The sequence below is a fragment of the Cloacibacterium normanense genome, assembly GCF_003860565.1.
GTDB classification, from domain to species: Bacteria; Bacteroidota; Bacteroidia; order Flavobacteriales; family Weeksellaceae; genus Cloacibacterium; species Cloacibacterium normanense.
In genome coordinates this window covers 975,007-996,986 of the sequence record NZ_CP034157.1, presented here as the reverse complement: position 1 = coordinate 996,986, position 21,980 = coordinate 975,007, and the positions used below count along the sequence as shown (strand labels likewise).

Annotated in this window: 26 protein-coding genes; 8 read left to right on the top strand and 18 right to left on the bottom strand. The window is 32.1% G+C overall.

Annotated elements, in window-relative coordinates:
* Nucleotides 1-1,098, bottom strand: coding sequence for a Nif3-like dinuclear metal center hexameric protein (locus EB819_RS04570; RefSeq protein ID WP_069798435.1), 1,098 nt, complete (start codon nucleotides 1,096-1,098; stop codon nucleotides 1-3).
* A gap of 63 nt (nucleotides 1,099-1,161) precedes the next feature.
* On the opposite strand from EB819_RS04570, the gene EB819_RS13055 reads away from it, so the two are divergent.
* The gene (locus tag EB819_RS13055; RefSeq protein WP_449397376.1) at nucleotides 1,162-1,872 is read left to right on the top strand and encodes a PA3715 family protein; all 711 of its coding nucleotides are present in this window, start codon (nucleotides 1,162-1,164) and stop codon (nucleotides 1,870-1,872) included.
* Here the strand turns inward: EB819_RS13055 and EB819_RS04565 are convergent, their stop codons facing one another.
* The 5 genes from EB819_RS04565 to EB819_RS04545 all read right to left on the bottom strand — a co-directional run bounded on the left by EB819_RS04565 (nucleotide 1,873) and on the right by EB819_RS04545 (nucleotide 5,715).
* The gene (locus tag EB819_RS04565) at nucleotides 1,873-2,325 is read right to left on the bottom strand and encodes an RES family NAD+ phosphorylase (protein ID WP_069798431.1); all 453 of its coding nucleotides are present in this window, start codon (nucleotides 2,323-2,325) and stop codon (nucleotides 1,873-1,875) included.
* A 13-nt stretch (nucleotides 2,326-2,338) separates the two neighbouring features.
* Nucleotides 2,339-2,818, bottom strand: a complete 480-nt coding sequence (gene parS, locus EB819_RS04560) for an Xre family toxin-antitoxin system antitoxin (protein ID WP_083250162.1) — start codon at nucleotides 2,816-2,818, stop codon at nucleotides 2,339-2,341.
* A gap of 137 nt (nucleotides 2,819-2,955) precedes the next feature.
* Nucleotides 2,956-3,963, bottom strand: coding sequence for a peptidylprolyl isomerase (locus EB819_RS04555; RefSeq protein WP_245993242.1), 1,008 nt, complete (start codon nucleotides 3,961-3,963; stop codon nucleotides 2,956-2,958).
* A 78-nt stretch (nucleotides 3,964-4,041) separates the two neighbouring features.
* A complete protein-coding gene (locus tag EB819_RS04550) occupies nucleotides 4,042-4,551 on the bottom strand; it encodes an FKBP-type peptidyl-prolyl cis-trans isomerase (RefSeq protein WP_069798427.1) in 510 nt (169 codons plus the stop codon).
* A 90-nt stretch (nucleotides 4,552-4,641) separates the two neighbouring features.
* Nucleotides 4,642-5,715: a branched-chain amino acid aminotransferase gene (locus tag EB819_RS04545; RefSeq protein ID WP_069798425.1), complete on the bottom strand. Its 1,074-nt coding sequence runs from the start codon at nucleotides 5,713-5,715 to the stop codon at nucleotides 4,642-4,644.
* Nucleotides 5,716-5,799: 84 nt separating this feature from the next.
* On the opposite strand from EB819_RS04545, the gene mnmD reads away from it, so the two are divergent.
* A complete protein-coding gene (gene mnmD, locus EB819_RS04540; protein ID WP_069798519.1) occupies nucleotides 5,800-6,483 on the top strand; it encodes a tRNA (5-methylaminomethyl-2-thiouridine)(34)-methyltransferase MnmC2 in 684 nt (227 codons plus the stop codon).
* A 38-nt stretch (nucleotides 6,484-6,521) separates the two neighbouring features.
* A complete protein-coding gene (locus tag EB819_RS04535; RefSeq protein WP_069798423.1) occupies nucleotides 6,522-6,938 on the top strand; it encodes an NUDIX hydrolase in 417 nt (138 codons plus the stop codon).
* Here EB819_RS04535 and EB819_RS04530 read toward each other — a convergent pair.
* Entirely contained in the window at nucleotides 6,930-7,721 is a 792-nt protein-coding gene (locus EB819_RS04530) for a S1/P1 nuclease (protein WP_069798517.1), read from the bottom strand. The two genes, EB819_RS04535 and EB819_RS04530, sit on opposite strands and share 9 nt — an antisense overlap.
* A 1-nt stretch (nucleotide 7,722) precedes the next feature.
* Nucleotides 7,723-8,433 carry a DUF4294 domain-containing protein gene (locus EB819_RS04525; protein WP_069798421.1) on the bottom strand — a complete coding sequence of 237 codons (711 nt, stop codon included), beginning with the start codon at nucleotides 8,431-8,433 and terminating at the stop codon, nucleotides 7,723-7,725.
* 55 nt (nucleotides 8,434-8,488) lie between these two features.
* On the opposite strand from EB819_RS04525, the gene EB819_RS04520 reads away from it, so the two are divergent.
* The 3 genes from EB819_RS04520 to EB819_RS04510 all read left to right on the top strand — a co-directional run bounded on the left by EB819_RS04520 (nucleotide 8,489) and on the right by EB819_RS04510 (nucleotide 11,180).
* The gene (locus EB819_RS04520) at nucleotides 8,489-9,565 is read left to right on the top strand and encodes a M28 family peptidase (protein WP_069798419.1); all 1,077 of its coding nucleotides are present in this window, start codon (nucleotides 8,489-8,491) and stop codon (nucleotides 9,563-9,565) included.
* Between the two features lie 103 nt (nucleotides 9,566-9,668).
* Nucleotides 9,669-10,370: a CoA transferase subunit A gene (locus EB819_RS04515; RefSeq protein WP_069798417.1), complete on the top strand. Its 702-nt coding sequence runs from the start codon at nucleotides 9,669-9,671 to the stop codon at nucleotides 10,368-10,370.
* Nucleotides 10,371-10,523: 153 nt separating this feature from the next.
* Entirely contained in the window at nucleotides 10,524-11,180 is a 657-nt protein-coding gene (locus tag EB819_RS04510; RefSeq protein ID WP_069798416.1) for a 3-oxoacid CoA-transferase subunit B, read from the top strand.
* A gap of 43 nt (nucleotides 11,181-11,223) precedes the next feature.
* On the opposite strand, the gene EB819_RS04505 is transcribed toward EB819_RS04510, so the two are convergent.
* The 5 genes from EB819_RS04505 to EB819_RS04485 form a co-directional block, all read right to left on the bottom strand.
* A complete protein-coding gene (locus EB819_RS04505) occupies nucleotides 11,224-11,487 on the bottom strand; it encodes a GNAT family N-acetyltransferase (protein WP_069798414.1) in 264 nt (87 codons plus the stop codon).
* 27 nt (nucleotides 11,488-11,514) lie between these two features.
* Complete coding sequence (locus EB819_RS04500; RefSeq protein WP_069798412.1) at nucleotides 11,515-12,093, bottom strand: Crp/Fnr family transcriptional regulator; 579 nt, start codon at nucleotides 12,091-12,093, stop codon at nucleotides 11,515-11,517.
* 11 nt (nucleotides 12,094-12,104) lie between these two features.
* Nucleotides 12,105-12,491: a bacillithiol system redox-active protein YtxJ gene (gene ytxJ / locus EB819_RS04495; RefSeq protein ID WP_083250161.1), complete on the bottom strand. Its 387-nt coding sequence runs from the start codon at nucleotides 12,489-12,491 to the stop codon at nucleotides 12,105-12,107.
* On the bottom strand, nucleotides 12,488-12,946 hold the full coding sequence (locus EB819_RS04490) for a DUF1569 domain-containing protein (protein WP_124878663.1): 459 nt from the start codon (nucleotides 12,944-12,946) through the stop codon (nucleotides 12,488-12,490). The genes ytxJ and EB819_RS04490 overlap by 4 nt, the downstream gene beginning before the upstream one ends.
* Before the next feature lie 61 nt (nucleotides 12,947-13,007).
* Nucleotides 13,008-14,000 (bottom strand): pseudouridine synthase, encoded by a 993-nt coding sequence (locus EB819_RS04485; RefSeq protein ID WP_069798410.1) that lies wholly within the window; start codon nucleotides 13,998-14,000, stop codon nucleotides 13,008-13,010.
* A gap of 127 nt (nucleotides 14,001-14,127) precedes the next feature.
* Between EB819_RS04485 and EB819_RS04480 the strand changes: the two genes are divergently transcribed.
* Together EB819_RS04480 and EB819_RS04475 are read left to right on the top strand one after the other, a co-directional pair.
* Complete coding sequence (locus EB819_RS04480) at nucleotides 14,128-15,138, top strand: aldose epimerase family protein (protein ID WP_069798408.1); 1,011 nt, start codon at nucleotides 14,128-14,130, stop codon at nucleotides 15,136-15,138.
* 3 nt (nucleotides 15,139-15,141) lie between these two features.
* Nucleotides 15,142-16,224: a glycoside hydrolase family 53 protein gene (locus tag EB819_RS04475; protein WP_069798406.1), complete on the top strand. Its 1,083-nt coding sequence runs from the start codon at nucleotides 15,142-15,144 to the stop codon at nucleotides 16,222-16,224.
* On the opposite strand, the gene EB819_RS04470 is transcribed toward EB819_RS04475, so the two are convergent.
* The 5 genes from EB819_RS04470 to EB819_RS04450 all read right to left on the bottom strand — a co-directional run bounded on the left by EB819_RS04470 (nucleotide 16,221) and on the right by EB819_RS04450 (nucleotide 21,947).
* Nucleotides 16,221-17,114: a UbiA family prenyltransferase gene (locus EB819_RS04470; protein WP_069798403.1), complete on the bottom strand. Its 894-nt coding sequence runs from the start codon at nucleotides 17,112-17,114 to the stop codon at nucleotides 16,221-16,223. The genes EB819_RS04475 and EB819_RS04470 overlap by 4 nt on opposite strands.
* A 99-nt stretch (nucleotides 17,115-17,213) precedes the next feature.
* Entirely contained in the window at nucleotides 17,214-18,140 is a 927-nt protein-coding gene (locus EB819_RS04465; RefSeq protein WP_069798402.1) for a mevalonate kinase family protein, read from the bottom strand.
* Nucleotides 18,141-18,348: 208 nt separating this feature from the next.
* The gene (rsgA, locus tag EB819_RS04460; protein ID WP_069798400.1) at nucleotides 18,349-19,275 is read right to left on the bottom strand and encodes a ribosome small subunit-dependent GTPase A; all 927 of its coding nucleotides are present in this window, start codon (nucleotides 19,273-19,275) and stop codon (nucleotides 18,349-18,351) included.
* Between the two features lie 72 nt (nucleotides 19,276-19,347).
* Nucleotides 19,348-20,427 (bottom strand): chorismate mutase, encoded by a 1,080-nt coding sequence (locus EB819_RS04455; protein WP_069798398.1) that lies wholly within the window; start codon nucleotides 20,425-20,427, stop codon nucleotides 19,348-19,350.
* A gap of 110 nt (nucleotides 20,428-20,537) precedes the next feature.
* Nucleotides 20,538-21,947 (bottom strand): chloride channel protein, encoded by a 1,410-nt coding sequence (locus tag EB819_RS04450; RefSeq protein WP_245993224.1) that lies wholly within the window; start codon nucleotides 21,945-21,947, stop codon nucleotides 20,538-20,540.
* Between the last annotated feature and the right edge of the window lie 33 nt (nucleotides 21,948-21,980).

Below are 21,980 nucleotides of genomic sequence, written 5' to 3'. Positions count from 1 at the left end.
TTAAAAGAAATAATTTACAGGGTTGGTTTTTTCTGTGGATTTTGAGAATGCAAATGTAGGAAATTTTTCCGACAAAATCTCAACTAATTGCTCAGCAACAAATTGTTCTGACTCGAAATGTCCTATATCACAGATGATCATTTGGTTTTCGCTTTGGAAAAAATCGTGGTATTTTACATCTCCCGTTAAGTAAGCATCACATCCAGAAGCTTTTGCTGCCGAAATTCCACTTGCTCCACTTCCACCTAAAACGCCTACTTTTTTGATTTTTTTATTCAAAAACTCCGAATGACGAATCACTTCTAAATTGAATTTTTCTTTCACGAATTTTAAGAAATCTTTTTCTGCCATTTCTTGTTCTAATTCTCCGTATCTTCCTAAGCCAACGTATTGATTATCATTTTCTAAAGCATAAAGTTGATACGCCACTTCTTCATATGGATGTGCAGATTTCATCGCAGACAAAATCTGATTCTTTTTGAAACCTTCAAAAATCACAGAAATCATTTCTTCATCAGCATTTTCTCTCACATTATAAGTTCCCAAAAATGGATTAGAACCTTCAATCGGTCTGAAAGTTCCATTTCCTTTCACCGAAAAACTGCATTCATCATAGAAACCAATATTTCCTGCACCTGCTTCAAATAAAGCATTTTTCACCTTCTCTGAATAATCAGACGGAACATAAACTACCAATTGCAAAAGATTTTCTGACTTTGGCATCAGAATTTTTTGATTTTTCAAGCCTAATTCATTACAAATTCTATAATTCACCCCGAAATAATCATTATCAAAAGCTGTGTGAATCGCGTAAATCGCAATTTTATTTTCGATGGCTTTTAGAACTGCGCGTTCTACATAGTTTTTGCCAGTGATGGATTTTAACCCAGAAAAAATAATAGGGTGAAACGTTACAATCACATTACAATTCTTCGAAATAGCCTCATCTACAACGTTTTCTAGCGCATCATGACAAACCAAAACACCCGAAACTTCTCTGGCAGGATTACCACAAAGCAAACCTACATTATCAAAATCTTCAGCTTGTTTCAGCGAAAATAGTTTATCTAATTCTGAAGTAAATTCTTTTAAAATCATAGAAATTTTGTAATTTCAGCGAAGTTATTCATTTTTAAATTTTAAAAAAATTAATCTCGCCAAATATTAAGAAAAATTTTCATCTTCGCAATATATTTTATATCAATAATTTGTTATTCTCAAGAAAATCAAAGAAAAGAAAATGTTCTAAAATCATTAAAAATTAAAATTGAAAATTTTGATGAAACTGTTTATTCTGAAAAAAAAATACCAAATTCAGCAAATTATATTTTATGTTTACCAATCATTAATAATCAAAACATTGGACTTATTAACTACAATTTAATAATTATAATTTGTGATATTAATGGAAAAATTTTAAAAAAATATATTGATATAAACTCTATATCATCTGATGCAATAGCTTTAACTTCAACAGAAATTGACACAGCAAATTATTTAATCAAACAAAACTTAAAGGCTTTTGGTATTAGATTAAATTTTAGAAATAATAGCCAACCAAACCCATATTCAAGTCAAAATTTTTTATTATTTTATGAGAAAAAAGACAGTATTAAAAGAATTCTAGATTATCCGATAAATGAATATCATGGAGAATGGGATTTGAATTGCAATGGAGAATTTGAAGAAAAAACAGGGTATATTTCTTTTGAAAAATCAGAGACAAATGGTTTCAAAAATTTAAAAATAAGAACAAAAATTGAGAAAAGATTCTTAACTGGTAAAAATTCAAAAACTGGCGATTGTAATGAAAAAGTATTAAAATCTTTTAAAACTCAAATTTTAAAATATAAAGAAGGTATTTATCAATAATCATCTTCTAAACAGCCTTTCATCAAAACTAAAACTTTCTATTTTCAAAATTTTAATTTGATTAAAATTTTTATGTCTCGGATTCACCAAATAATTAAATTCACCTTGAACTGTCGCAGAAGGAACTTTCAGTACCAAAAATTTCTGCTCTTTCAGAAATTTATCTCCTAACATTTGAGTAGAATTAGAGTGCGGAAATGTTTGCCAACCTTTTGGTAATCTTTTCAATTCTAAAAAATCTTCATCAGGAACTTCAATATGTACCAATTGATAATCTTTTGGTAAAATCCCAAGTGGAACGTGAACTGCAATTTCTGTAACACAAAGCGCAATACTTTGAGAAGTATACAGCATAGCATTTCCTCTACTATTCCATCTTCCTCCAACCAATTCAGCTCCTTTTCCAGATAAATCATTGGCAAATTGTGCTTTTGAAAGTCTAAAAACAATCATTTCTGTATCTATCTTAAGCTAAAACACCATGCTCAATTCTAACTAATTCATCCATTAATAAATTTATGCCAAAAGAATTTTTAAGTAAATCCCTTGGTATAATGTTTCCTAGAGCAAGGTTTTCTGTTTCTAGCCAAGTAGAAAAATTCTCTCTACTGCCGAAAACTTCTTCGCCTTTACTGTGTAAAATTTCTATTTGCATAATACGCTCTGACTGTAAAGCATCAAAAGTTTTTGATTCTTTTTGGTAGCGAGATAAGGTTTTATTAGAAATATGTAAAAACTCCGCCCAATTTTGGAGCGTAAAACTGTATTTTTTTATAATATTTTCAAAAGCAGTAAAAGAAATACCTTTATTAATAGAATCTATAATAGCAAAGACGCTTCTGTCATCAATAGAAGTAAAACCTACGGAAGTACCATAGAAAGCAGTAGTTTCTTGTACAAGTTGCACTTCTTTTTCTTCTTGCGTATAAAATTTATTCTTTTTCATCTCATAAATATTTACACAAATATAAGACTTTTGTCTAAAATAAAAAGACTTTTGTCTATTTTTTTCAATAATAGTTAATAAATAAAATAAAAAACGCGCTAAAAAGCACGTTTTTCTTAAATATATTAGGAGTAATATTATTTTACTTTCACCAATTCCACATCGAAGATTAGCCAAGCATTTGGTGGAATTACACCTCCTGCTCCTCTTGTTCCGTAACCTAATTCAGATGGAATCAATAAAGTAGCCGCTTCTCCTTCTTTTAGAAGTTGGATTCCTTCATCCCAACCTTTGATTACTTGACCAACACCGATTGGAATCTCAATTGGCTCACCTCTTTTGAAAGAATTATCAAATTCTTGTCCGTTTGTTAATTTACCAGCGTAGTGTACAGAAACCATGTCTCCAGCTTTTGGAGCTTTACCTTCTGGATTAGTTTTTGTGATTTTATATAGTAAACCAGAAGCAGTTTTAGTCATTCCAGCTTTTAAATCTTCTAATTTTTTAGCAGCTTCTGCTTCTTGTTTAGCGATGTAAGCTTTGTTGTTTTCTTGGATTTTCGCTTTCCCTTCATTGAAGATTTTAGCAGCATCATATTTTTCGTAAGCATCACCTTTAGTGAAAACAGTCACTTTTACAATTTTAATTTCTTCTTTTGGTCTATCTTGAGCACCGGTTTCAGAATTAGCAATCGTATCAATTACATCTTCTCCTTTAATTACTTTACCAAAAATAGTATGTCTTCCGTCTAACCAAGGCGTAGGAACTTCTGTGATAAAAAACTGAGAACCATTTGTGTTAGGTCCAGAATTTGCCATAGAAAGATAACCTTTTCCTTCGTGTTTTAGGTCGTTTTTCTCATCATCAAACTTATAACCAGGATCTCCCATTCCTGTTCCTTGAGGATCACCTCCTTGAATCATAAAGTTTTTTATTACTCTGTGAAAAACAATTCCATCATAATAAGGAACTCCTTTTGCTTTTGCTTTATTTTCAATAGTTCCTTGTGCAAGACCTACGAAATTAGCTACTGTAACTGGCGCATCTTGATCAAAAAATTGGATAATCAATTCGCCTTTAGAAGTTTCCATTTTAGCATACACACCGTCTTGAAGACCGTTGTAAAAATCTTTGTCTATATTCATTTTTTTATAAATTGGAGTACAATTAATTAAAGTAATAATTGCAATAGTTAATAAAAATATTTTTTTCATTTTATGGATTTATAAAATTTTAATTTTAATGATTAATGGCATGTCATTTGGAATTTTTTCATCATCGCCATAAGTTCCAAAAGCCAGAACTGAAGGTACTAAAAGTGTAGCTTGTTCTCCTTTTTTCATATAACGCACCGCATCTTCTACCGCTTTTAATTCTTCGAATTTTCCTAATGGAGCATCTATATTTTGGTTAGGCTTTTCATATAATTTTTCTTGGTTAAAATCATACAAATCATATTCATACGAAACCAATTCACCATCTTTTTTCTTAGTTCTAGATTCAGAATCACTAATATCCGTCCAATAATTTAGTCCTGTAGAATAGAATTTTTTATCTTGTTGATTTATCCAATCTTGAATTTGTTTTCTTTCTAATAAATTGAGATTTTTTGCTCTATTTTTAGATACATTTAAGTCTTCTTGTGACAAAACACCACCAACTGGAGGATGAGCTGGTGAATTTTTAACACAAGACAAAAGTGATAATAATGAAATGAAAACTACCTTTTTCATATTGACTGCGAAAATACTAATTACTCAATAAATAACAACGAAAAAACCGAGAAAAGATTTCCTCGGTTTAAAATATTTAAAGTCTTATTTCTAAGCAGTTTCTAAAATATGCTTTTCTACTTTCACTCTCCATCCAAAAGGATCTTCAGCTTTATTGGTTTGAATATCCACCAATGCTTTTTTAAGAGTTAAAGCGAAACTTTCTTCTTCTGAAAGTTCTGGTAAAGTTAATTTTTGGTCTTTGTAACCAATCGCTTTGAAAACGCTAGTTACTACAGCAGTTCCTACTCCCCAAACTTCAATTAACTCTTCTTTTGAATGCGCTTCTAGAACTTTAGCTACTTCTACCGGCTCTACTTTTACGTCAATTCCTCTATGTTTTGCTAGTTGAAGGAAACTATCTCTAGTAACTCCATCTAGAATTTTCTCTGAAGTTGGTGGAGTATAAATTGTATCGTTTATTCTTACGAAAACGTTCATTGTACCACTTTCTTCAAAATATTTGTGAGTAGCATCATCTGTCCAGATGATTTGCTCATAACCTTCTTCAGCAGCTAATTTTGTAGGATAAAATGAAGCAGCGTAATTTCCTGCAGCTTTAGCAGAACCTACACCACCACTTGCAGCTCTAGAATAAAAATCAGAAATCTTAACAGAAACTGGCTCTGTGTAATAACTTTGCACTGGAGTTGCAACAATGGCAAACATATATTTATTAGCAATTCTTGCTTTTAAAGCTTCTTCCGTTGCAAAAATTAGAGGTCTAATATATAGTGATTTTCCTTCTCCATAAGGAATCCAATTTCTATCCATATCTACTAATGCTTTAAGACCACCGATAAACATTTCTTCGGTGATTTCTGGCATTGCAAGACGCTTTGCTGACTTATTAATTCTTTCGAAATTTTTCTCAGGACGGAAAAGATACACTTCACCATCTTTATCTTTATAAGCCTTCATTCCTTCAAAACAAGCTTGCCCATAATTTACGCCCATCATTGCTGGTGTAAAAGGTAGCGGACCATATGGCATAAGCCTTACTTCACCCCATTTTCCATTTTCGTACTCACATACAATCATATGATCTATAAATGCTGTACCAAATCCAATGTTTTCTGGGTCAAATTCCCCAATTCTTGAGTTTGAAGTTTTTTGAATTATCATTTTAAAAATTTTAATTGAGTTTCTACAAATTTAATATAATTTTTTAAATATCAAAATTTTAATTTATTTTTGACAAAAAATACTTTGAAAAGAGAAATAAAAACCACGTTAGATGGAAGCAAAACATTGTATATCAATGATTTAAATGAATGCTATCATTCTCACAATGGAGCCATCCAAGAAGCAGAACATGTATTTATAAAAAACGGATTAAAAAATGTTTATGATTACGAAATAAACATTTTAGAGATGGGTTTTGGTACAGGTCTTAATGCTTTAGTCACAATTAATGAATATTTGAAAAATGATAAAAATCATGTTTTTCACTATTTCACATTCGAAAAATATCCCGTAAATAATGAAGAAATCGTAGAATTGAACTATGCAAAGCATTTTACTTTCGAAAATGCACAAGAAATTTATCAAAAAATCCATGAATTAGATTGGAATAAAACACATGAAATTTTGCCAAACTTCTTCTTTACTAAATACAATTTGGACTTTTTCAAGATAAAAGAGATAAATTTACCTGCAATTAACCTGGTGTATTATGATTGTTTCGGTGCAAAAGTTCAGCCAGACTTATGGGAAAAACCGCTATTTGAAATCGTAAAAAGCAAAATGAAAGATGGTGGACTACTCACTACTTATTCTTCAAAAGGAAGTGTGAGAAGAATTCTGAAGGAACTTAATTTTGAAGTCACTAAATTAGAAGGCCCAAAAGGAAAACGCGAAATGATTAATGCCGTTTTGAAAGAACCAAGTTAAAAGTAAAAAGAGCCAATTAAATTAAAAAAAAATAAAACATGATAGATAAAATCAACATAAGAGTTTACGCCATTTACATTAATGAAAATCAAGAAATAATGGCTCTAGATGAAGGTTATGCCGGACAAAAATTGATAAAATTACCAGGTGGCGGTTTAGAATTTGGCGAAGGAACCTTAGAATGCCTTCACAGAGAATTTGCAGAAGAACTTAACCTAAAAATAAATGTTGTAGAACATTTTTACACTCAAGAAGATTTTTTGGTTTCTAGATTTAGAGAAAACGAGCAATTGCTAACTATATATTATAAGGTAGATATTTTAAATCTAGACGAATTGCAGATTTTAGATGAAAGTATTGAAAAAATAAAATGGATTTCCTTACATGAAGAAAACCCATTAGAATTGCCTATTGATCAAATCGTATTTCAGAAACTGAAAGAAAAATTATTGTAAGATTTCGTCTAAAACTTTAGCTAGTCTTAATCCACCTGTTAATAATTGTTCTTCTAACAATCCTGAAAATTTATAATTATAATCATAACTGTAAACACCATTTGGTTTAGTCTGCGTGTAGATTTTATTGGCTTTCGTGTAACTGTCATACAACCAATTTTCAAGAGTTCCGCTTTGTATTTTTTGGATTTCCTCTTTAGATTTATAATCTAGCACTTTAGCAAACTCTTTATATGAATATCTTTGATAATCTACCAATTTTGTATCCCATAAACTGTGTAAATTCGTTTGGTCTCTATTGAAAGTTAACTGGATTAAATTCCCTCCTAAATCTTCCGCTCTTCCTACGTGCATAGGTTGGTGTAAATCTCCCATTAAATGAACCAAAAACTTAAGCGCTACAATTTTTTCTTCTTTTGATGAATTTTTATTGGCGATAATTTCTTTTTGCTTAATAATTTGATTGTAAAGATTGGGAGTATTAAGTTCTTTTAAAGATTTCTCAAATTCTGTAAAATTCTGGTTGGGTTTTACATTCACATAATGCCAAACTTCTGTTTCTTTATAAGTATTCAGCGTATCAGATTTTACGAAATCTGGCCAATTAGCAATATAAGCTAGATTTTGTTTTCCTATAATCTTTTTAAGCTTACGCTTAGATTTATTTGAAATATGATTTTCTGCAATTTCTGCGATGGTTCTATGCCCAATAATTCCCCATGAGTAAGCTTCTGCTGAATATAAAATACTTACCGTAAATAATAGTTTGAATAAAAATTTCATGTTATTTTTTGATTTTAAAATCCCTGTATCCTTCATAAGGCTGCAAATATCCTAAATTCCAGTTAGAGTACAAAAGAGATTCTACAAAAGCATCTTGTCTATTAGCATGCGGATCATAAGGTTCTTTAATGTCTACATCTGCAATATTTCCTTTTACATTCCACCAAAAAGCACTCCAGTTTCCACGTAATTCTTTTATGATTTCGTACACAGTTTTTCCAGTAGCTCTGTGCATTAATTTGGCAAAAATCCTACCTTCTGTAGTGGTCAAATCCCTTAATTGGGTTTCATATTGATTGGCGAGCCCTTCTTGCCTTTTTCTGATGTAAGCTCTTTTTTTCTCATCATCTATTTTAGAAAGTTCGTCTTGTATATCTCTGTATTGCTCTAGAGCAGTAATAAAGTAAGGATAAACTCTATTCAATTTTTTATTGAGGAAATAATAGAAATTACGGTCAAGTTGATTATTAAAATGCGGCCTCTGCATGAGAAGCAACTCATCCATCACCACTACTTTTTCTCCGTTGATTTCGTAAATTCTAGCTTTTTGCTTTTCGTCGTAATAAAAAACATTCCCAAAATCATCTTTTTGAAGTTTTTCTTTTGGAACATCTTTTAGTGCCTTCAATTCTATTTTTATAGTATCTTGTTGAGCCTGAAATGATAAGCTAAACAACAAAAGAAATATGGTGAAAATGTTCTGAAATTTCATTATTTTTACCTGAATTAAAATTTAATTTTAAGTATCACAAAAATCGTTCCTTTATATGAAATTTGAAAATAAATCTTTAAAATTTTTAGAAAAATATTTGAACACTGCTTCTCCAACTGGTTTTGAGCAGAACGGACAGAAAATTTGGGCAGATTATATCAAGCCTTATGTAGACGAAATAAGAGTAGACCACTATGGAACTTGCTACGGAATCATCAATCCAGAAGCGGAATTCAAAGTAGTGATAGAAGCTCATGCCGACGAAATTTCTTGGTACGTAAATTACATTTCTGATGACGGAATGATTTACGTAATCAGAAACGGAGGTTCTGACCAAATGATTGCGCCTTCTAAAACGGTACACATCCACGGAGAAAAAGGCATTGTAAAAGGTGTTTTCGGTTGGCCAGCGATTCACACCAGAAGCGCAAATCCTCATGAACCAGTTCCGAAAATTGAAAATATTTTCATCGATTGCGGCTGTATATCTAAAGAAGAAGTAGAAAAATTAGGAATTTATGTAGGTTGCATGATTACTTATCCAGATGAATTTTTTGAACTCAACGACCGATATTTCGTTTGTAGAGCGCTAGACAACAGAATGGGCGGATTTATGATTGCAGAAGTAGCTAGACTTTTAAAAGAAAACAAAAAGAAATTACCTTTCGGATTATACATCACCAATTCTGTGCAAGAAGAAGTTGGTTTATATGGAGCAACGATGATTGCACAAACTATAAAACCAAATATCGCTATCGTTACAGACGTTACTCATGATACCACTACTCCACATATCGAGAAGAAAAAAGAAGGTCACATGAAATGTGGAGACGGACCTGTAATTGCGTATGCTCCTTCTGTTCATCACATCATCAGAGATTTAATCACAAATACCGCTAAGAAAAAGAAAATTCCATTCCAGAGAAATGCTTTGAGCAGAGCAACAGGAACCGATACAGATTCTTTCGCATTTTCTAACGGAGGTGTTCCTTCTGCACTGATTTCTCTACCATTAAGATACATGCACACTACAGTAGAAATGGTTGCCAAAGAAGATGTAGCCAATGTTATTAAACTCATTTATGAAACTTTGCTTCAAATAAAACCAAACATGAGTTTAAAATATTTTTAACCAAAATTCATGATAAAATCACGCTTTCAAGGGATTAGAACTTGGAAGCGTTTTTTATTTTAGATTTCAAAAAATTTGTATTTTAGAGCAAACGAAAAATCAAATGATTAACAAAACAGTAAAAAACGTAACAGAAGCTTGTGCTGATATTCAAGACGGCGCTACCATTATGCTCGGTGGTTTCGGTTTATGCGGAATTCCTGAAAATTCTATCGCCGAACTCGTAAAAAAAGGAGTTAAAAACCTTACTTGTATTTCTAACAATGCTGGTGTAGATGATTTCGGATTGGGTTTATTGTTGCAAAAAAAGCAAATTAAGAAAATGATTTCTTCTTACGTTGGCGAAAATGCTGAATTTGAGCGTCAATTGCTTTCTGGAGAATTAGAAGTTGAGTTGATTCCTCAAGGAACTTTAGCAACTCGTTGTATGGCAGCAGGTTACGGAATGCCCGCAATTTTTACTCCAGCTGGTGTAGGAACAGAAGTTGCCGAAGGAAAAGAAGTGTGGAATTTTAATGGAAAAGATTATTTGTTAGAATATGCTTTTGATGCAGATTTCGCTATTGTAAAAGCTTGGAAAGGCGATACTGCAGGAAATCTCATTTATCGTTCTACCGCTAGAAATTTTAATCCAATGATGGCGATGGCTGGTAAAATTACCATTGCCGAAGTAGAAGAATTGGTAGAAGCTGGCGAACTAGACCCAGACCAAATTCACACTCCAGGAATTTATGTTCATAGAATTTTCCAAGGCGAAAATTATGAAAAACGAATTGAGCAGAGAACTGTAAGACCAAAAAAATAATAAACACATTAGATTTTAAAAAAATTGAAAACTAATAAGAATTTTTAAAGAATACATTAGTTGAAAATCTTTAATTTTCAAAACCTTATATGTTCTAGTTTTCATCAATTTTATCTATAATATAATGTGACTCATGTGTTAAAATATTAAAATATGGCTTTAACAAAAGAACAAATTGCAATGAGAATTGCAAGAGAAATAAAAAACAACACGTATGTAAATCTTGGAATTGGGATACCAACTTTGGTGGCTAATTATATTCCTGAAGGTTTTAATGTAGTGTTACAATCTGAAAACGGAATTCTAGGAATGGGGCCTTTTCCCTATGAAGGTGAAGAAGATGCAGACCTTATTAATGCAGGAAAACAAACCGTTACTTTATTAAAAGGTGCATCTATTTTTGATGGCGCAACAAGTTTTGGGATGATTAGAGCTCAAAAAGTAGATTTAACAATTCTTGGCGCAATGGAAGTTTCTGAAAATGGAGACATTGCCAATTGGAAAATTCCTGGAAAAATGGTGAAAGGAATGGGTGGTGCAATGGATTTAGTTGCTTCGGCGAAAAATATCATCGTAGCCATGCAACAAGTGAACAAACATGGCGAAAGCAAACTTTTACCAGAATGTACTTTGCCTTTAACTGGAGTGAAATGTATTAAAAAAATCGTAACAGAATTAGGCGTTTACGAAGTTAAAGATGGCGCATTTCATTGCTTAGAAAGAGCTCCTGGAGTTTCTGTAGACGATATTAAAAAAGCAACTGCTGGAAAATTAATCATTGATGATAATGTACCTGAAATGGTTTTCTAAAAATAATCAAAAACTAAAGGAACTTCAATTGAAGTTCCTTTTTTTATTCTAAAATATCTGAGTAATCATCCTTTTTCAATACATGCGAAGCAAGAGAACAAAGTGGTTTCACTTTTAGGTTTTTATGCCTTGCATATTCTACAGCAATTTTCACCAATTCTGTGGCAATTCCCTTACCAGAATGTTCTTTATCTACTTCTGTATGAGTAATTTTCATCACTCCATTTACAATATTAAACTCGATATGTCCGATTTTATGCCCTTCTTCAGAGACTTCGAATCCTTTGACCAATTTACTAAATTCCATTTGTGTTTTTTTGATAAATATAGAAAATTATTTTTTCCGAACCAATTCTTTTCTCACACGGCTCAAACTTTCTGGGGTAATCCCTAGGTAAGACGCCACCATCCATTGCGGAACTCTTTCAAAAATATTAGGATAAGTCTTCAAAAAATCTACATATCTTTCTTCTGCAGTGGCTCCCAATAATTGGGTAATCCTTCTCTGCAGACTGCTTACATGTTTGTGCAATAGAACATTCTGTTTTGCAATAACTGAAGGTTGATTTTCCGCTAAAAAATCAAAATATTCTGGCGAAAGCACCAAAACTTCTGAAGGTTCTACCGCATCTATGTAATAATCTGAAGGTTGATTAAGATAAAGACTACTTCGGTCTACTAAAATCCAGTTTTCGGGAGCAAAATGCAAGATATGTTCTTTTCCGTTTTTGTCAATACTGTACATTCTTAGTAAGCCTTTATTCACAAAAAATGTATCATTACATACTTCGCCGGGTTGTAAGAAAAACTCGCCTTTTTGCACATTTTTAACTTTGATTTTCTCACTACAAAACTGTACAACTTCTATAGGAGCATCAAGTAATCTAGAAATTTGAAATTGAAAATTTTCCAATTGTTTTTGTTTTATAATGCTAAGATAAGACTTAAATCAATATTATCATGAGAAGCATGATGAATAACTTGACTGTTTTCTATGACTACAATTTGTGGACTCTGATGAACCACCGAAAATTTTTGGGCAATTTCATTAGAAATATCTCGATGATTTAATAAATCTAAATAATAAAATTTTAGCAAGTCAACAGATTCTGACTCTATTTGTCTTTCAAAATTTCTAAGAACTGTTTTGCTAATCATGCATCTGGTAGAATGTTTGAAAATCACTACTTTTCCTAGTTTTGATGCTTCTACTGCGGCTTCTAAATCTTCTGAAGACTGTATTTCGTTCCAAAACTCTTTCAGAGAAGAGCCATTAGAATTTCCGCCAAATATATTGTTAAAAATACTCATACATTAAATTGTTTTAAATGATGATGAAGATGTTTATACTCTAAAAATCCCCAGTCAAATTTCGTCATTTTCCCGAATAATTGGTGAGTTTTGGGTAAATTATTTTGTGATGCATTCCAAACATATTCATCTAAAGTTGCCAATAAATATCTTTTACTTTCTAAAAAATCACAGGTTTCGTTCACTATCACTTCTTTGAAAGTGGGCATATTATGAGGAATTCCGTTATTGAAAATTCTGAGTTCATACTTGGTTGCTACACCAATAAGCCGAATCAAAAAATGGGGATGTCTCAGTTGTAAATTTTTATTGGGAACTTCTAGAATTTTAGCACAATGCACCATCATTTGAGAAACAGTCATGCTTCCCCATTTTCTAGGAGAATTCTCATGTAGAAGATGTATTCTATTGATAATTTCGTTTACGTCTGAAAGATTGTGTAAAGATTTTCTCACTTTTTTAACGCAAAAAAATAAAAAAGAGCGTTATAAAACGCTCTATAATTTCTTTATTTTCTTACAACATTTTCAGGTTGTTGACTTCTAAATCTGTAAGAATTCGCCAGTAGCCTCGTTTTACATTTTTCTTGGTAAGTCCCGCAAACATTACTCTGTCTAGCGCTTCTACTTCGTAGCCCATTTTCTGAAAAATTCTACGAACCACTCTATTCCAACCAATGTGGATTTCTATTCCCACCTCATTTTTAGGTTTTCCATCGATGTAAGAAATCGCATCTACTTCTGCTACCCCTTCCTCTAATCTAATTCCGTCTGCAATAGCTTGCATATCTTCCTTAGAGATTTTTCTATCAAGCGTTACGTGATAGATTTTTTTCATGTTAAATGATGGATGCGTCAATTTTTTAGTCATGTGTCCATCATTCGTCAATAGAATAACTCCAGTAGTACTTCTGTCTAATCTACCAACAGGGAATAAACGATATGGCGAAGCATTTGCCACTAAATCCATTACGGTTTTGCGCATTTTTTCGTCCTTGGTTGTAGAAATATAACCTTTTGGTTTATTTAACAAAACATACACTGGTTTTTCTGGTGTAATTCCTTGTCCGTCAAAAACTACTCTATCTGTTTTCTGTACTTGGTAACCTAATTCTGTGATTACTTTACCATTAACTTCTACCAAACCTTGAGTAATTAATTCATCTGCTTCTCTTCTGCTACAAATTCCAGAATTGGCAATGTATTTATTTAAACGAATGGTTTCTTTGTTCTCAGATTTCGCTAGTTTTTCTAGACGTCTTTTTTGAACGAAAGATTTTGCTTTGTCTTCGTCTTTTTCGAATTTTTTGAAAGGCTTTTTGCTTAATTTCAAATCACCTTTTACATATTTTTCTCTAGAATCAAAAGTTTTCTCGCCACCTCTTTTTGGAGTGTCAGTTCCTCTGGTTCTCTTTGGTTTATCAAATGAAGGTTTTGAGCTTTTAGGTGAGGAAGGTCTCCTCTCAGAATTTCTATTGTTACTTTTCCCTGAATTTCTTTCTCTGCTCATAAATAATAAATTTTTGCAAAGGTACAAAAATAAGTTTTAACATTTTTGTCATAAATCATTATGATTTTTCACCAAAAAAAAGAATTTAATCAAACTAATACTTAATTTTGAAATCTTAAAAATATCTATGCATTCTAAAAATAATGTAATTATTACACCAGTCAAAAATAATATATCACTATACAAAATTACCAATAAAAATGGTGTAGAAGCATACCTCACTAATTATGGTGCAACACTACTTTCGCTCTACGTTCCTACCAAAAATGGTAAAATAGACGTGGTTTTAGGATTTCATTCGATTGATGAATATATTAAAGCATTCGAAATGGGAGCTTCTCCATATTTTAATGCAGTGGTAGGAAGATTTGCAGGAAGAATTAAAAACGCTCAATTTCAACTGAACGGAAAAACCATTCAATTAGACCAAAATCACGGGAAACACCATTTACACGGCGGAAAATACCAATTAAGTAACGTCGCTTGGAATTTTGAAAACTACAACGAAGAAACCAATACACTTACCTTCTCTTATGTAAGTAAAGCCAACGAATTTTATCCTGGAGATGTTACCATAGAAGTAGCCTATACTTTAACAGACGAAAACGAATTAAATATAAAATATAAAGCAACTACTACAGAAGACACGCTTCTAAACCTTACCAATCACGCTTATTTTAACCTTGATGGAATTTCAGGAAATACCCTTGATCAAAAATTACAAATCAACGCTGAAAAATTCTTAGAATTAGATGCAGAAAATATTCCTACAGGAAATTTTATTCCTATGGAAAACCACGCTTTTGATTTCAGAAGTTCTAAAAATGTAGTGGCTGGAATAGACCATTGTTTTGTTTTAAAGAACAATACAGAACCTGCAGCTATTTTAGAAAGTGTGAAAAATGGTGTAACCATGAAGGTTTACACAGACCAACCTGCGGTACAGATTTACGTAGGCGGAAAAACTTCTGATGAACTTCAAAATAAAGAATCGGTAAAATATCACACAGAAAGCGGAATTTGTTTTGAAACTCAAGTCTTTCCAGATGCTCCTAATCACGAAGATTTCCCGAATGCTATTTTAAGAAAAGGCGAAACATACCAACAAAATACAACCTTCCAATTTATAATTTCATAGAAAATGAAAAAGTTAATTTTCTGTTTTTTAACATTAGCACTTATTTCTTGTAGTTCTGGCGGCGATAATCCAGAACCTACTCCTACTCCAATTCCTACAGAAGATAGTTTTATAAGAGCTGCAGATTTATCATTTTTACCAGAAATAGAAGCAGCAGGAGTTTCTTTTAAGTACAATAATACTGTGCAAGAGCCATTACTTACTTTAAAAAATGCTGGAGTAAATTATATTAGAATTCGTCTTTGGAATAATCCTAGTAACGGACACTCTAATTTATCTGAAGTAAAACAACTGGCAACTAAAGTTAGAACCCACGGAATGAAAGTTTGGCTCACCGTTCATTATTCTGATACTTGGGCAGATCCAGGCAATCAAACGAAACCTGTAGCTTGGCAAAATTTAAATTTTTCTGATTTAAAATCAGCGGTAAGCGTTTACACTACACAAGTAGTTACCGAAATAAAACCCGAAATTATACAAATAGGAAATGAAACCAATGATGGATTTCTTTGGCCAGAAGGAAAACTTTCTACCAATGAAACACAATATTTAGAATTAACAAATACTGCTATTTCAAGCGTGAAAACAGCCAATAGTGCTACTAAAATCATGTTGCATTTTGCAGGAATTTCTAATTCAGCAGATTGGTATTTTAATAAAGTTAAAAATCTAAATTATGATTATATAGGCATTTCTTATTATCCTGTATATCATGGAACGTCTTTAACTGATTTAAAAACCAAGCTCACTACACTAAGCCAAACGTATAACAAAAAAATCATTTTGGCAGAAACCTCTTATCCTTTTACACTAAGTTGGAATGATTGGACCAATAATGTGGTGGGACAAAGCAATCAATTGGTTGCAGATTATGACGCTACTGCTTCTGGTCAAAAAAATTATATTCTCGCCATCAAATCATTGGTAAAATCAGTTCCGAATGGTTCTGGATTCTGTTATTGGGGAGGAGAATGGGTTGCCTTCAAAGGAAATCAAGCAACTAACGGCTCTACTTGGGAAAATCAAGCACTTTGGGATTTCAATAATAACGCTTTAGAAGCAATTCAAGCATTTAATAAAGATTAAAACCTTTCAAAAATGCCATTGATCAACATGAAAATTACGCCAACAAAAACCCAAATTCTAAAGAAATTAATCACCCAGAATAATTTAGATTTTTGATACGTAAGAATAGGAAAACTCATCATTACGAAAAAAAGAATACTTAATGAAAAGTAACCTAACATATAATTGGTTTTCGGGATGAAGAAAAGCAACAGAATAGACACCAAAACATTTGCAAAAATCACAAATCCTATAACGATATAACTTACTTTTTTCCCAAAAACATTAGCAATTGTATTATAGCCAAAAACTCTATCTACATTACTCGTCAAGACATCTTTAATCAAATCAATGGTCAACATAATTAAAAATAAAAACGCTGCCATTAAAAATAATTTGTACGAAAAATGCTTGTAATACACCAATAATCCAAAAAAAGGATACAATGTTAAACTCACAAAAGTAAGATTATTAATAATGAGCATTTTGCTCAGTTTATGACTGTAAAACCAAATGATAAACTGATAAATCAAGAAAAATATAAAAATTCTCCAAGAAAGAACCGCAGAAATCCCCAATGAAAAAACATTGAGAATAACATAACTGTACAAGAAATATTTTTCCTTTAAAAAACTTTGTAATCTGCTTCTAAATGGCTTTTCTACTTCATCTTTTTCTTTGTCATAAAAGCGGTTGATAATTCCGCCTGCTGCAATACTCAGCATCGCACAGAAAATAATTCCATGAACTTTATAATCGAAAACAAATTTTCTGAGACTTTCTTCTTGGTTAAAAAGAAAAAAGGTAGAAACATACAACGTAAATGTAAACAATGCCAATACAAAAATCCTTGCTCCTAAAAGCAAACTCACCAATTGAGATAAACGATGAAGAATGGGATTGTTACTCATTTTAATGTAAAGTCGTGAAGTCGTTAATTTGTAAGTCGTAGAATTATAGTCTATAAAGAATTTTTTAAACGACTTTACAAATCATCAACTTTACAAAAACTAAAATCTATAAATCACTTCTTTATTGAAGCCTTCTAGCATTTTGTCTGCTTTTTCGTAATCTTTGGCAAAACCAAGAATATAACCTCCTCCTCCACTTCCGCAGAGTTTCAAGTAATAAGCATTGGTATCAAGACCTTTTTTCCAAGCATTGTAAAGATTGGTAGGAATCATCGGTTTAAAATGAACATAAGCCCATTTAGAAAGGTCTTTCAAGTGTTTGAAAAACGGCGTCATTTCTTTGTTCAAGAAAGTATCAATACAAGCATTATTGTACTTAATGAATTCTTCTTTCAAAGTTTTTCTGAAACCTTCATTTTTCAATTTTTCGAAGAAAATTTGAACCATCGGTCCAGTTTCGCCTACAGAACCAGAATCTATTAAGAAAATTGCACCTTTTCCAGCTTCTTCTTTTGGAATAGAAACTTTGTCTACACTTTCTTTGTTTTCAATGAGAATCGGAAGGTTCATGTAACAAATCAATGGGTCAATTCCCGAAGATTTACCATGAAAATAAGACTCTAATTCTCCGAAAACTTTTTTCAAATCTTTTAACTGATTTTTAGAAATTTCTTCAGGATTGTATTTAATGAAAGAATATTTTTCGAAAATAGCTGCTACTAAAGCTCCAGAACTTCCTACTCCATAACCTTGCGGAATATTAGAATCAAAAAATAATCCTTTTTTGATATCTTTTTTGAAGGCTTCCACATTAATTTTAAAAGCTTCTGGAAGATTTAATTCAGATAAATATTGAGCGTATTTAGATAGAGATTCATTTGATTTTTTTTCGAAATCAGTTTGATTTTCAGAGAATTTAAGTGTGCCTTTGTAGAAACTGTACGGTAAGGTTAATCCTTGAGAATCTTCTATGATTCCGTACTCTCCGAAAAGCAATATTTTAGCGTAAAATAATGGGTTGGTCATTAATCTATTCTATGTTTGGTGTTGCAAAGATAATAAAAAAACTTTTTCTATATAAATATACTGATTTTCAACAAATTTCAGGCCAAATTTTCTGAAAACATTTAATTGAAAACTCATTATAAAAAACATTTCGTTCATACGGAACGCTAAAAATTTGTAATCAACTTTTTACACACATTTCGTTCCTATGGAACGGTAACATCAAATTTTACATTTGATTTTGTTCCTCCGCTTCTTCCATCAACTTAAGATAAGTGATATATCTGCTTTCTAGAATTCCACCCGTTTCTAAAGCCTCTAAAACAGCACATTTTGGCTCGTTGATGTGTTTACAATTATGAAATTTACACTCTCTTCCTTTCTCAAAAATTTCCGGAAAATAATGTTGAATTTCTTCTTTTTCTACGTCTATCATTGCAAATTCTCGAACTCCAGGTGTGTCTATTACAGCACCTCCAAAATGCCAAAAATGCATTTGAGCAAAAGTAGTAGTGTGCTTTCCTTTGTTGTGCGTTTCAGAAATTTCGTTGGTTTTCAATTTCAAATCAGGTTGAAGTGCATTTGCCAAAGTAGATTTTCCAGCTCCAGAATGACCAAAGAAAACGCAAGTTTTATCTTTTAAAATTTCTTGAAGTTTATCTAAATTCAGTTTTTCAGCAGAAGAAACTTGCAACGTTTGATAACCTAAATTTTCGTACATGGTTTGTAATTCCTCAACCAATTCCACTTCTTCGAAATTCAATAAATCAATTTTGTTAAAAAGGATGAGAACTGGAATATTATACGCTTCGCAACACGCTAAAAATCGGTCTAAAAATCCTAAAGACGTTTCTGGAGATTGCAAGGTGAAAATAATACACGCCAAATCGAGATTACTCGCAATAATGTGTGCTTCTTTAGATAAATTCACGGATTTTCTGATGAGATAATTTTTTCGAGGTTCTATTTTGGTAATCCACGCAATATCATCTTTCTCCAATTGAAATTCTACAAAATCACCCACAGCCAAAGGATTGGTGAGTCTGGTTTTTATGAGTTTAAATTTCCCACGAATTCTCGCCTCGAAAACTTGCCTAGTTTCCAAATCTAAAACTTGATACCAACTTCCTGTAGATTTTGTGATGAGTCCTTTCAAAACGAATTTCTTTTGTGCAATTTACGAAATCTTCTCACAATAAAAAAACACGCTTTTCGGCGTGTTTTCTTGTTATTTATCAATCATGATATTGTTTTGAACTTCAATGGATTCTTCATGAATCGCTTTGAAAACTTTTTCTATAAAATCTTTGCCCATTCCAGATTCTTCGGCTCTTGCAGAGGCATATTCTGCAATCACTTTCCAACGGTCTGGCTGGAAAATAGCGATATTATTCTCTTTCTTCAACGCTCCAATTTTTTCAGAAATTTTCATTCTGTTTGATAATAATTCTATTAATTGAAAGTCAATATCAGAAATTAAAGCTCTGTGTTTGCCCATTTCTTCATCAAATCCAGAAATATCAGAGTTTCTGATTTGTAGATTTCCTAACATTTCTGCCAAAACTTCTGGCGTAATTTGTTGAGCGGCATCACTCCAAGCTGCATCTGGATTGCAGTGAGATTCTATCATCGCTCCTTCGTAACCTACGTTAAATGCTTCCTGAGTAACATCTGAAAGCAAATCTCTTCTACCACAAATGTGAGAAGGGTCTACAAACATTGGGATATTCGGAAATTGGTGTTTAAAATCTAATGCGATTTGCCAGTTGGGTAAATTTCTATATTTTGTTTTTTGATAAGATGAAAATCCTCTGTGAATAACGCCTAAGTTTTTCACATCTTGACCTAAAAGTCTTTCTAAAGCACCAATCCAAAGTGCTAAATCTGGATTTACCGGATTTTTAACCAAAACAGGTTTATTGGTTCCTTTTAACGCAACAGCAATTTCTTGAACGGTAAAAGGATTTACCGTAGAACGCGCTCCAATCCAAAGAATATCTACATCTGCTTCTAGAGCTGCATAAACGTGATGAGCATTAGCAACTTCGGTTGCTGTTTTGAAACCAAACTCGTCTTTTACTTTTTTAAGCCAATTAAGACCGATAACTCCTACTCCTTCGAAACCATTTGGTTTGGTTCTTGGCTTCCAAATTCCTGCTCTAAAAACGGGAACTTCTGCGCCACTATCTTTCAATCTTTGTGCAGTTTCCATCATTTGTGCTTCTGATTCTGCACTACAAGGTCCTGCTATAATTAATGGTTTCGAGAACTCATTAATCCAATCGTTTTGTAAATCTTTTAAATTCATACTTCGTGATTCTTACAACTTTTATAAAATACAGAACACGCAAAAAGCGTGTTCAATTATGTTCTTTTTTGAAATATTTTTCAAATATAGAAAATTACGACTATTTGTTATTATTTTTTTTCAATATTTTCTTGATTTAGAACCTTTTCGATGTATTTTTCTTTCAGAACATCATAAAAAGCTCTCTTGGTTACAAAATTACAAACCAAAGAAGCGAGAACTGCTCCTAACAGTAGAAAAAAGATGATACTATGTCTGTCTGTCATTTCAAAAATAATAATTGCAGAGGTAAATGGCGCTCTGGTTACTCCTGTAAGAAAAGCAGTCATCCCAATTAAAATCAATAAATTAGCATTATCTCCTGTTAATTGTAACAACTGAGCAATTAACGCTCCAAAACTTGCTCCAGAACTTAATGAAGGGGCAAAAACGCCTCCTGCTCCACCAAAACTGAAAGTAGCAATTAAACCATTCATTCTCAAAAAAGGTAAATACCATTCTACCGATTTATCTGAGGTGAAAAGCAGTCTTTCCATTAATTCTTTCCCAGAACCCATAACTTCGGTTCCGAAAAAATAGATGAAAGTTGCCACAAAAAATCCACAGAAAAAAACAATAAAAACTTGTTGATAGTTTTTCTTAAATCTCTCAAAAAAACTCATCACTGCAATGATAATGCTACACATTTTACTTCCAAAATATCCAGCGACAATAGCCGTAATAAAAATTCCTACAAAAACCAGCCAACCAGAGTAATTGGTTTTAGGATAACCTAGATACAAGTAACTGCCACCAAAACCTTGCGCAGTAAGACCAGCGATGATAACTGCTACAAAAAGTGGAGATTTAATATACTTAATATGAGTTTTGGCTAATTCTTCAATCGCAAAAATAATTCCGCCAAGTGGTGTGTTAAAAGCTGCGGCTAAACCAGAAGCAGCTCCTGCAATCATTACATTTTTTTCGGAAATTGGAACCCACCATTTTGGCAATCTTTTATGAATTTCCACAAAAATAGAACCCGCAATTTGTATGGTTGGACCTTCTCTTCCTGCAATTCCTCCACCAAAAACTTTTACGGCACTTGCTAAAATTTTGATGATGATTATTCTTAAACTCAAAAATCTTTTAACAAGATGATGTGTATTTGGTTTTGACAATTCTACTGAAGCCATGACTTGCGGAATTCCGCTTCCTGCTGAATATTTAGCAAAAGTTCTGACAAAAAACCAAGAAATGAAAAAACTCAAAGGCGTGATGATGAAAATATATAATTTATTCTGATGAAAAATTTCGTGAGACCATTTTTCTGAAAAAGTGAATATTTTACTGTACAAAAATGCTACAAAACCAGTAATAAAAGAAGCCAATAAAAAGGGTAAAAACTGTAGAAACTGCTTTTTGAGGGTAGAATTGGCATAAGTGGTTCTTTGGTATAAGTTTTTAAAATAAGAAAGTAGATTTCTTACAATAAAATTTTTCCGAATGGGAACCAGCAATCTTTTGTGATGAAAATTCATTGAATATTTTTTTACATGATTTGAAGCTTTAAA

Excerpts from the sequence above, each read along its gene's own strand:
- EB819_RS04555 (WP_245993242.1), bottom strand. The coding sequence starts at position 3,963 with ATGAATATAGACAAAGATTTTTACAACGGTCTTCAAGACGGTGTGTAT.
- EB819_RS04520 (WP_069798419.1), top strand. The coding sequence starts at position 8,489 with ATGAAATTTGAAAATAAATCTTTAAAATTTTTAGAAAAATATTTGAAC.
- EB819_RS04475 (WP_069798406.1), top strand. The coding sequence starts at position 15,142 with ATGAAAAAGTTAATTTTCTGTTTTTTAACATTAGCACTTATTTCTTGT.
- EB819_RS04515 (WP_069798417.1), top strand. The coding sequence starts at position 9,669 with ATGATTAACAAAACAGTAAAAAACGTAACAGAAGCTTGTGCTGATATT.
- EB819_RS04510 (WP_069798416.1), top strand. The coding sequence starts at position 10,524 with ATGGCTTTAACAAAAGAACAAATTGCAATGAGAATTGCAAGAGAAATA.
- EB819_RS04470 (WP_069798403.1), bottom strand. The coding sequence starts at position 17,114 with ATGAGTAACAATCCCATTCTTCATCGTTTATCTCAATTGGTGAGTTTG.
- EB819_RS04530 (WP_069798517.1), bottom strand. The coding sequence starts at position 7,721 with ATGAAATTTTTATTCAAACTATTATTTACGGTAAGTATTTTATATTCA.
- EB819_RS04570 (WP_069798435.1), bottom strand. The coding sequence starts at position 1,098 with ATGATTTTAAAAGAATTTACTTCAGAATTAGATAAACTATTTTCGCTG.
- EB819_RS04505 (WP_069798414.1), bottom strand. The coding sequence starts at position 11,487 with ATGGAATTTAGTAAATTGGTCAAAGGATTCGAAGTCTCTGAAGAAGGG.
- EB819_RS04455 (WP_069798398.1), bottom strand. The coding sequence starts at position 20,427 with ATGAATTTAAAAGATTTACAAAACGATTGGATTAATGAGTTCTCGAAA.
- EB819_RS04485 (WP_069798410.1), bottom strand. The coding sequence starts at position 14,000 with ATGAGCAGAGAAAGAAATTCAGGGAAAAGTAACAATAGAAATTCTGAG.
- EB819_RS04545 (WP_069798425.1), bottom strand. The coding sequence starts at position 5,715 with ATGATAATTCAAAAAACTTCAAACTCAAGAATTGGGGAATTTGACCCA.
- EB819_RS04525 (WP_069798421.1), bottom strand. The coding sequence starts at position 8,433 with ATGAAATTTCAGAACATTTTCACCATATTTCTTTTGTTGTTTAGCTTA.
- EB819_RS04480 (WP_069798408.1), top strand. The coding sequence starts at position 14,128 with ATGCATTCTAAAAATAATGTAATTATTACACCAGTCAAAAATAATATA.
- parS (WP_083250162.1), bottom strand. The coding sequence starts at position 2,818 with ATGAAAAAGAATAAATTTTATACGCAAGAAGAAAAAGAAGTGCAACTT.
- ytxJ (WP_083250161.1), bottom strand. The coding sequence starts at position 12,491 with ATGAGTATTTTTAACAATATATTTGGCGGAAATTCTAATGGCTCTTCT.
- EB819_RS04565 (WP_069798431.1), bottom strand. The coding sequence starts at position 2,325 with ATGATTGTTTTTAGACTTTCAAAAGCACAATTTGCCAATGATTTATCT.
- EB819_RS04550 (WP_069798427.1), bottom strand. The coding sequence starts at position 4,551 with ATGAAAAAGGTAGTTTTCATTTCATTATTATCACTTTTGTCTTGTGTT.
- EB819_RS04450 (WP_245993224.1), bottom strand. The coding sequence starts at position 21,947 with ATGAATTTTCATCACAAAAGATTGCTGGTTCCCATTCGGAAAAATTTT.
- EB819_RS04465 (WP_069798402.1), bottom strand. The coding sequence starts at position 18,140 with ATGACCAACCCATTATTTTACGCTAAAATATTGCTTTTCGGAGAGTAC.
- EB819_RS04535 (WP_069798423.1), top strand. The coding sequence starts at position 6,522 with ATGATAGATAAAATCAACATAAGAGTTTACGCCATTTACATTAATGAA.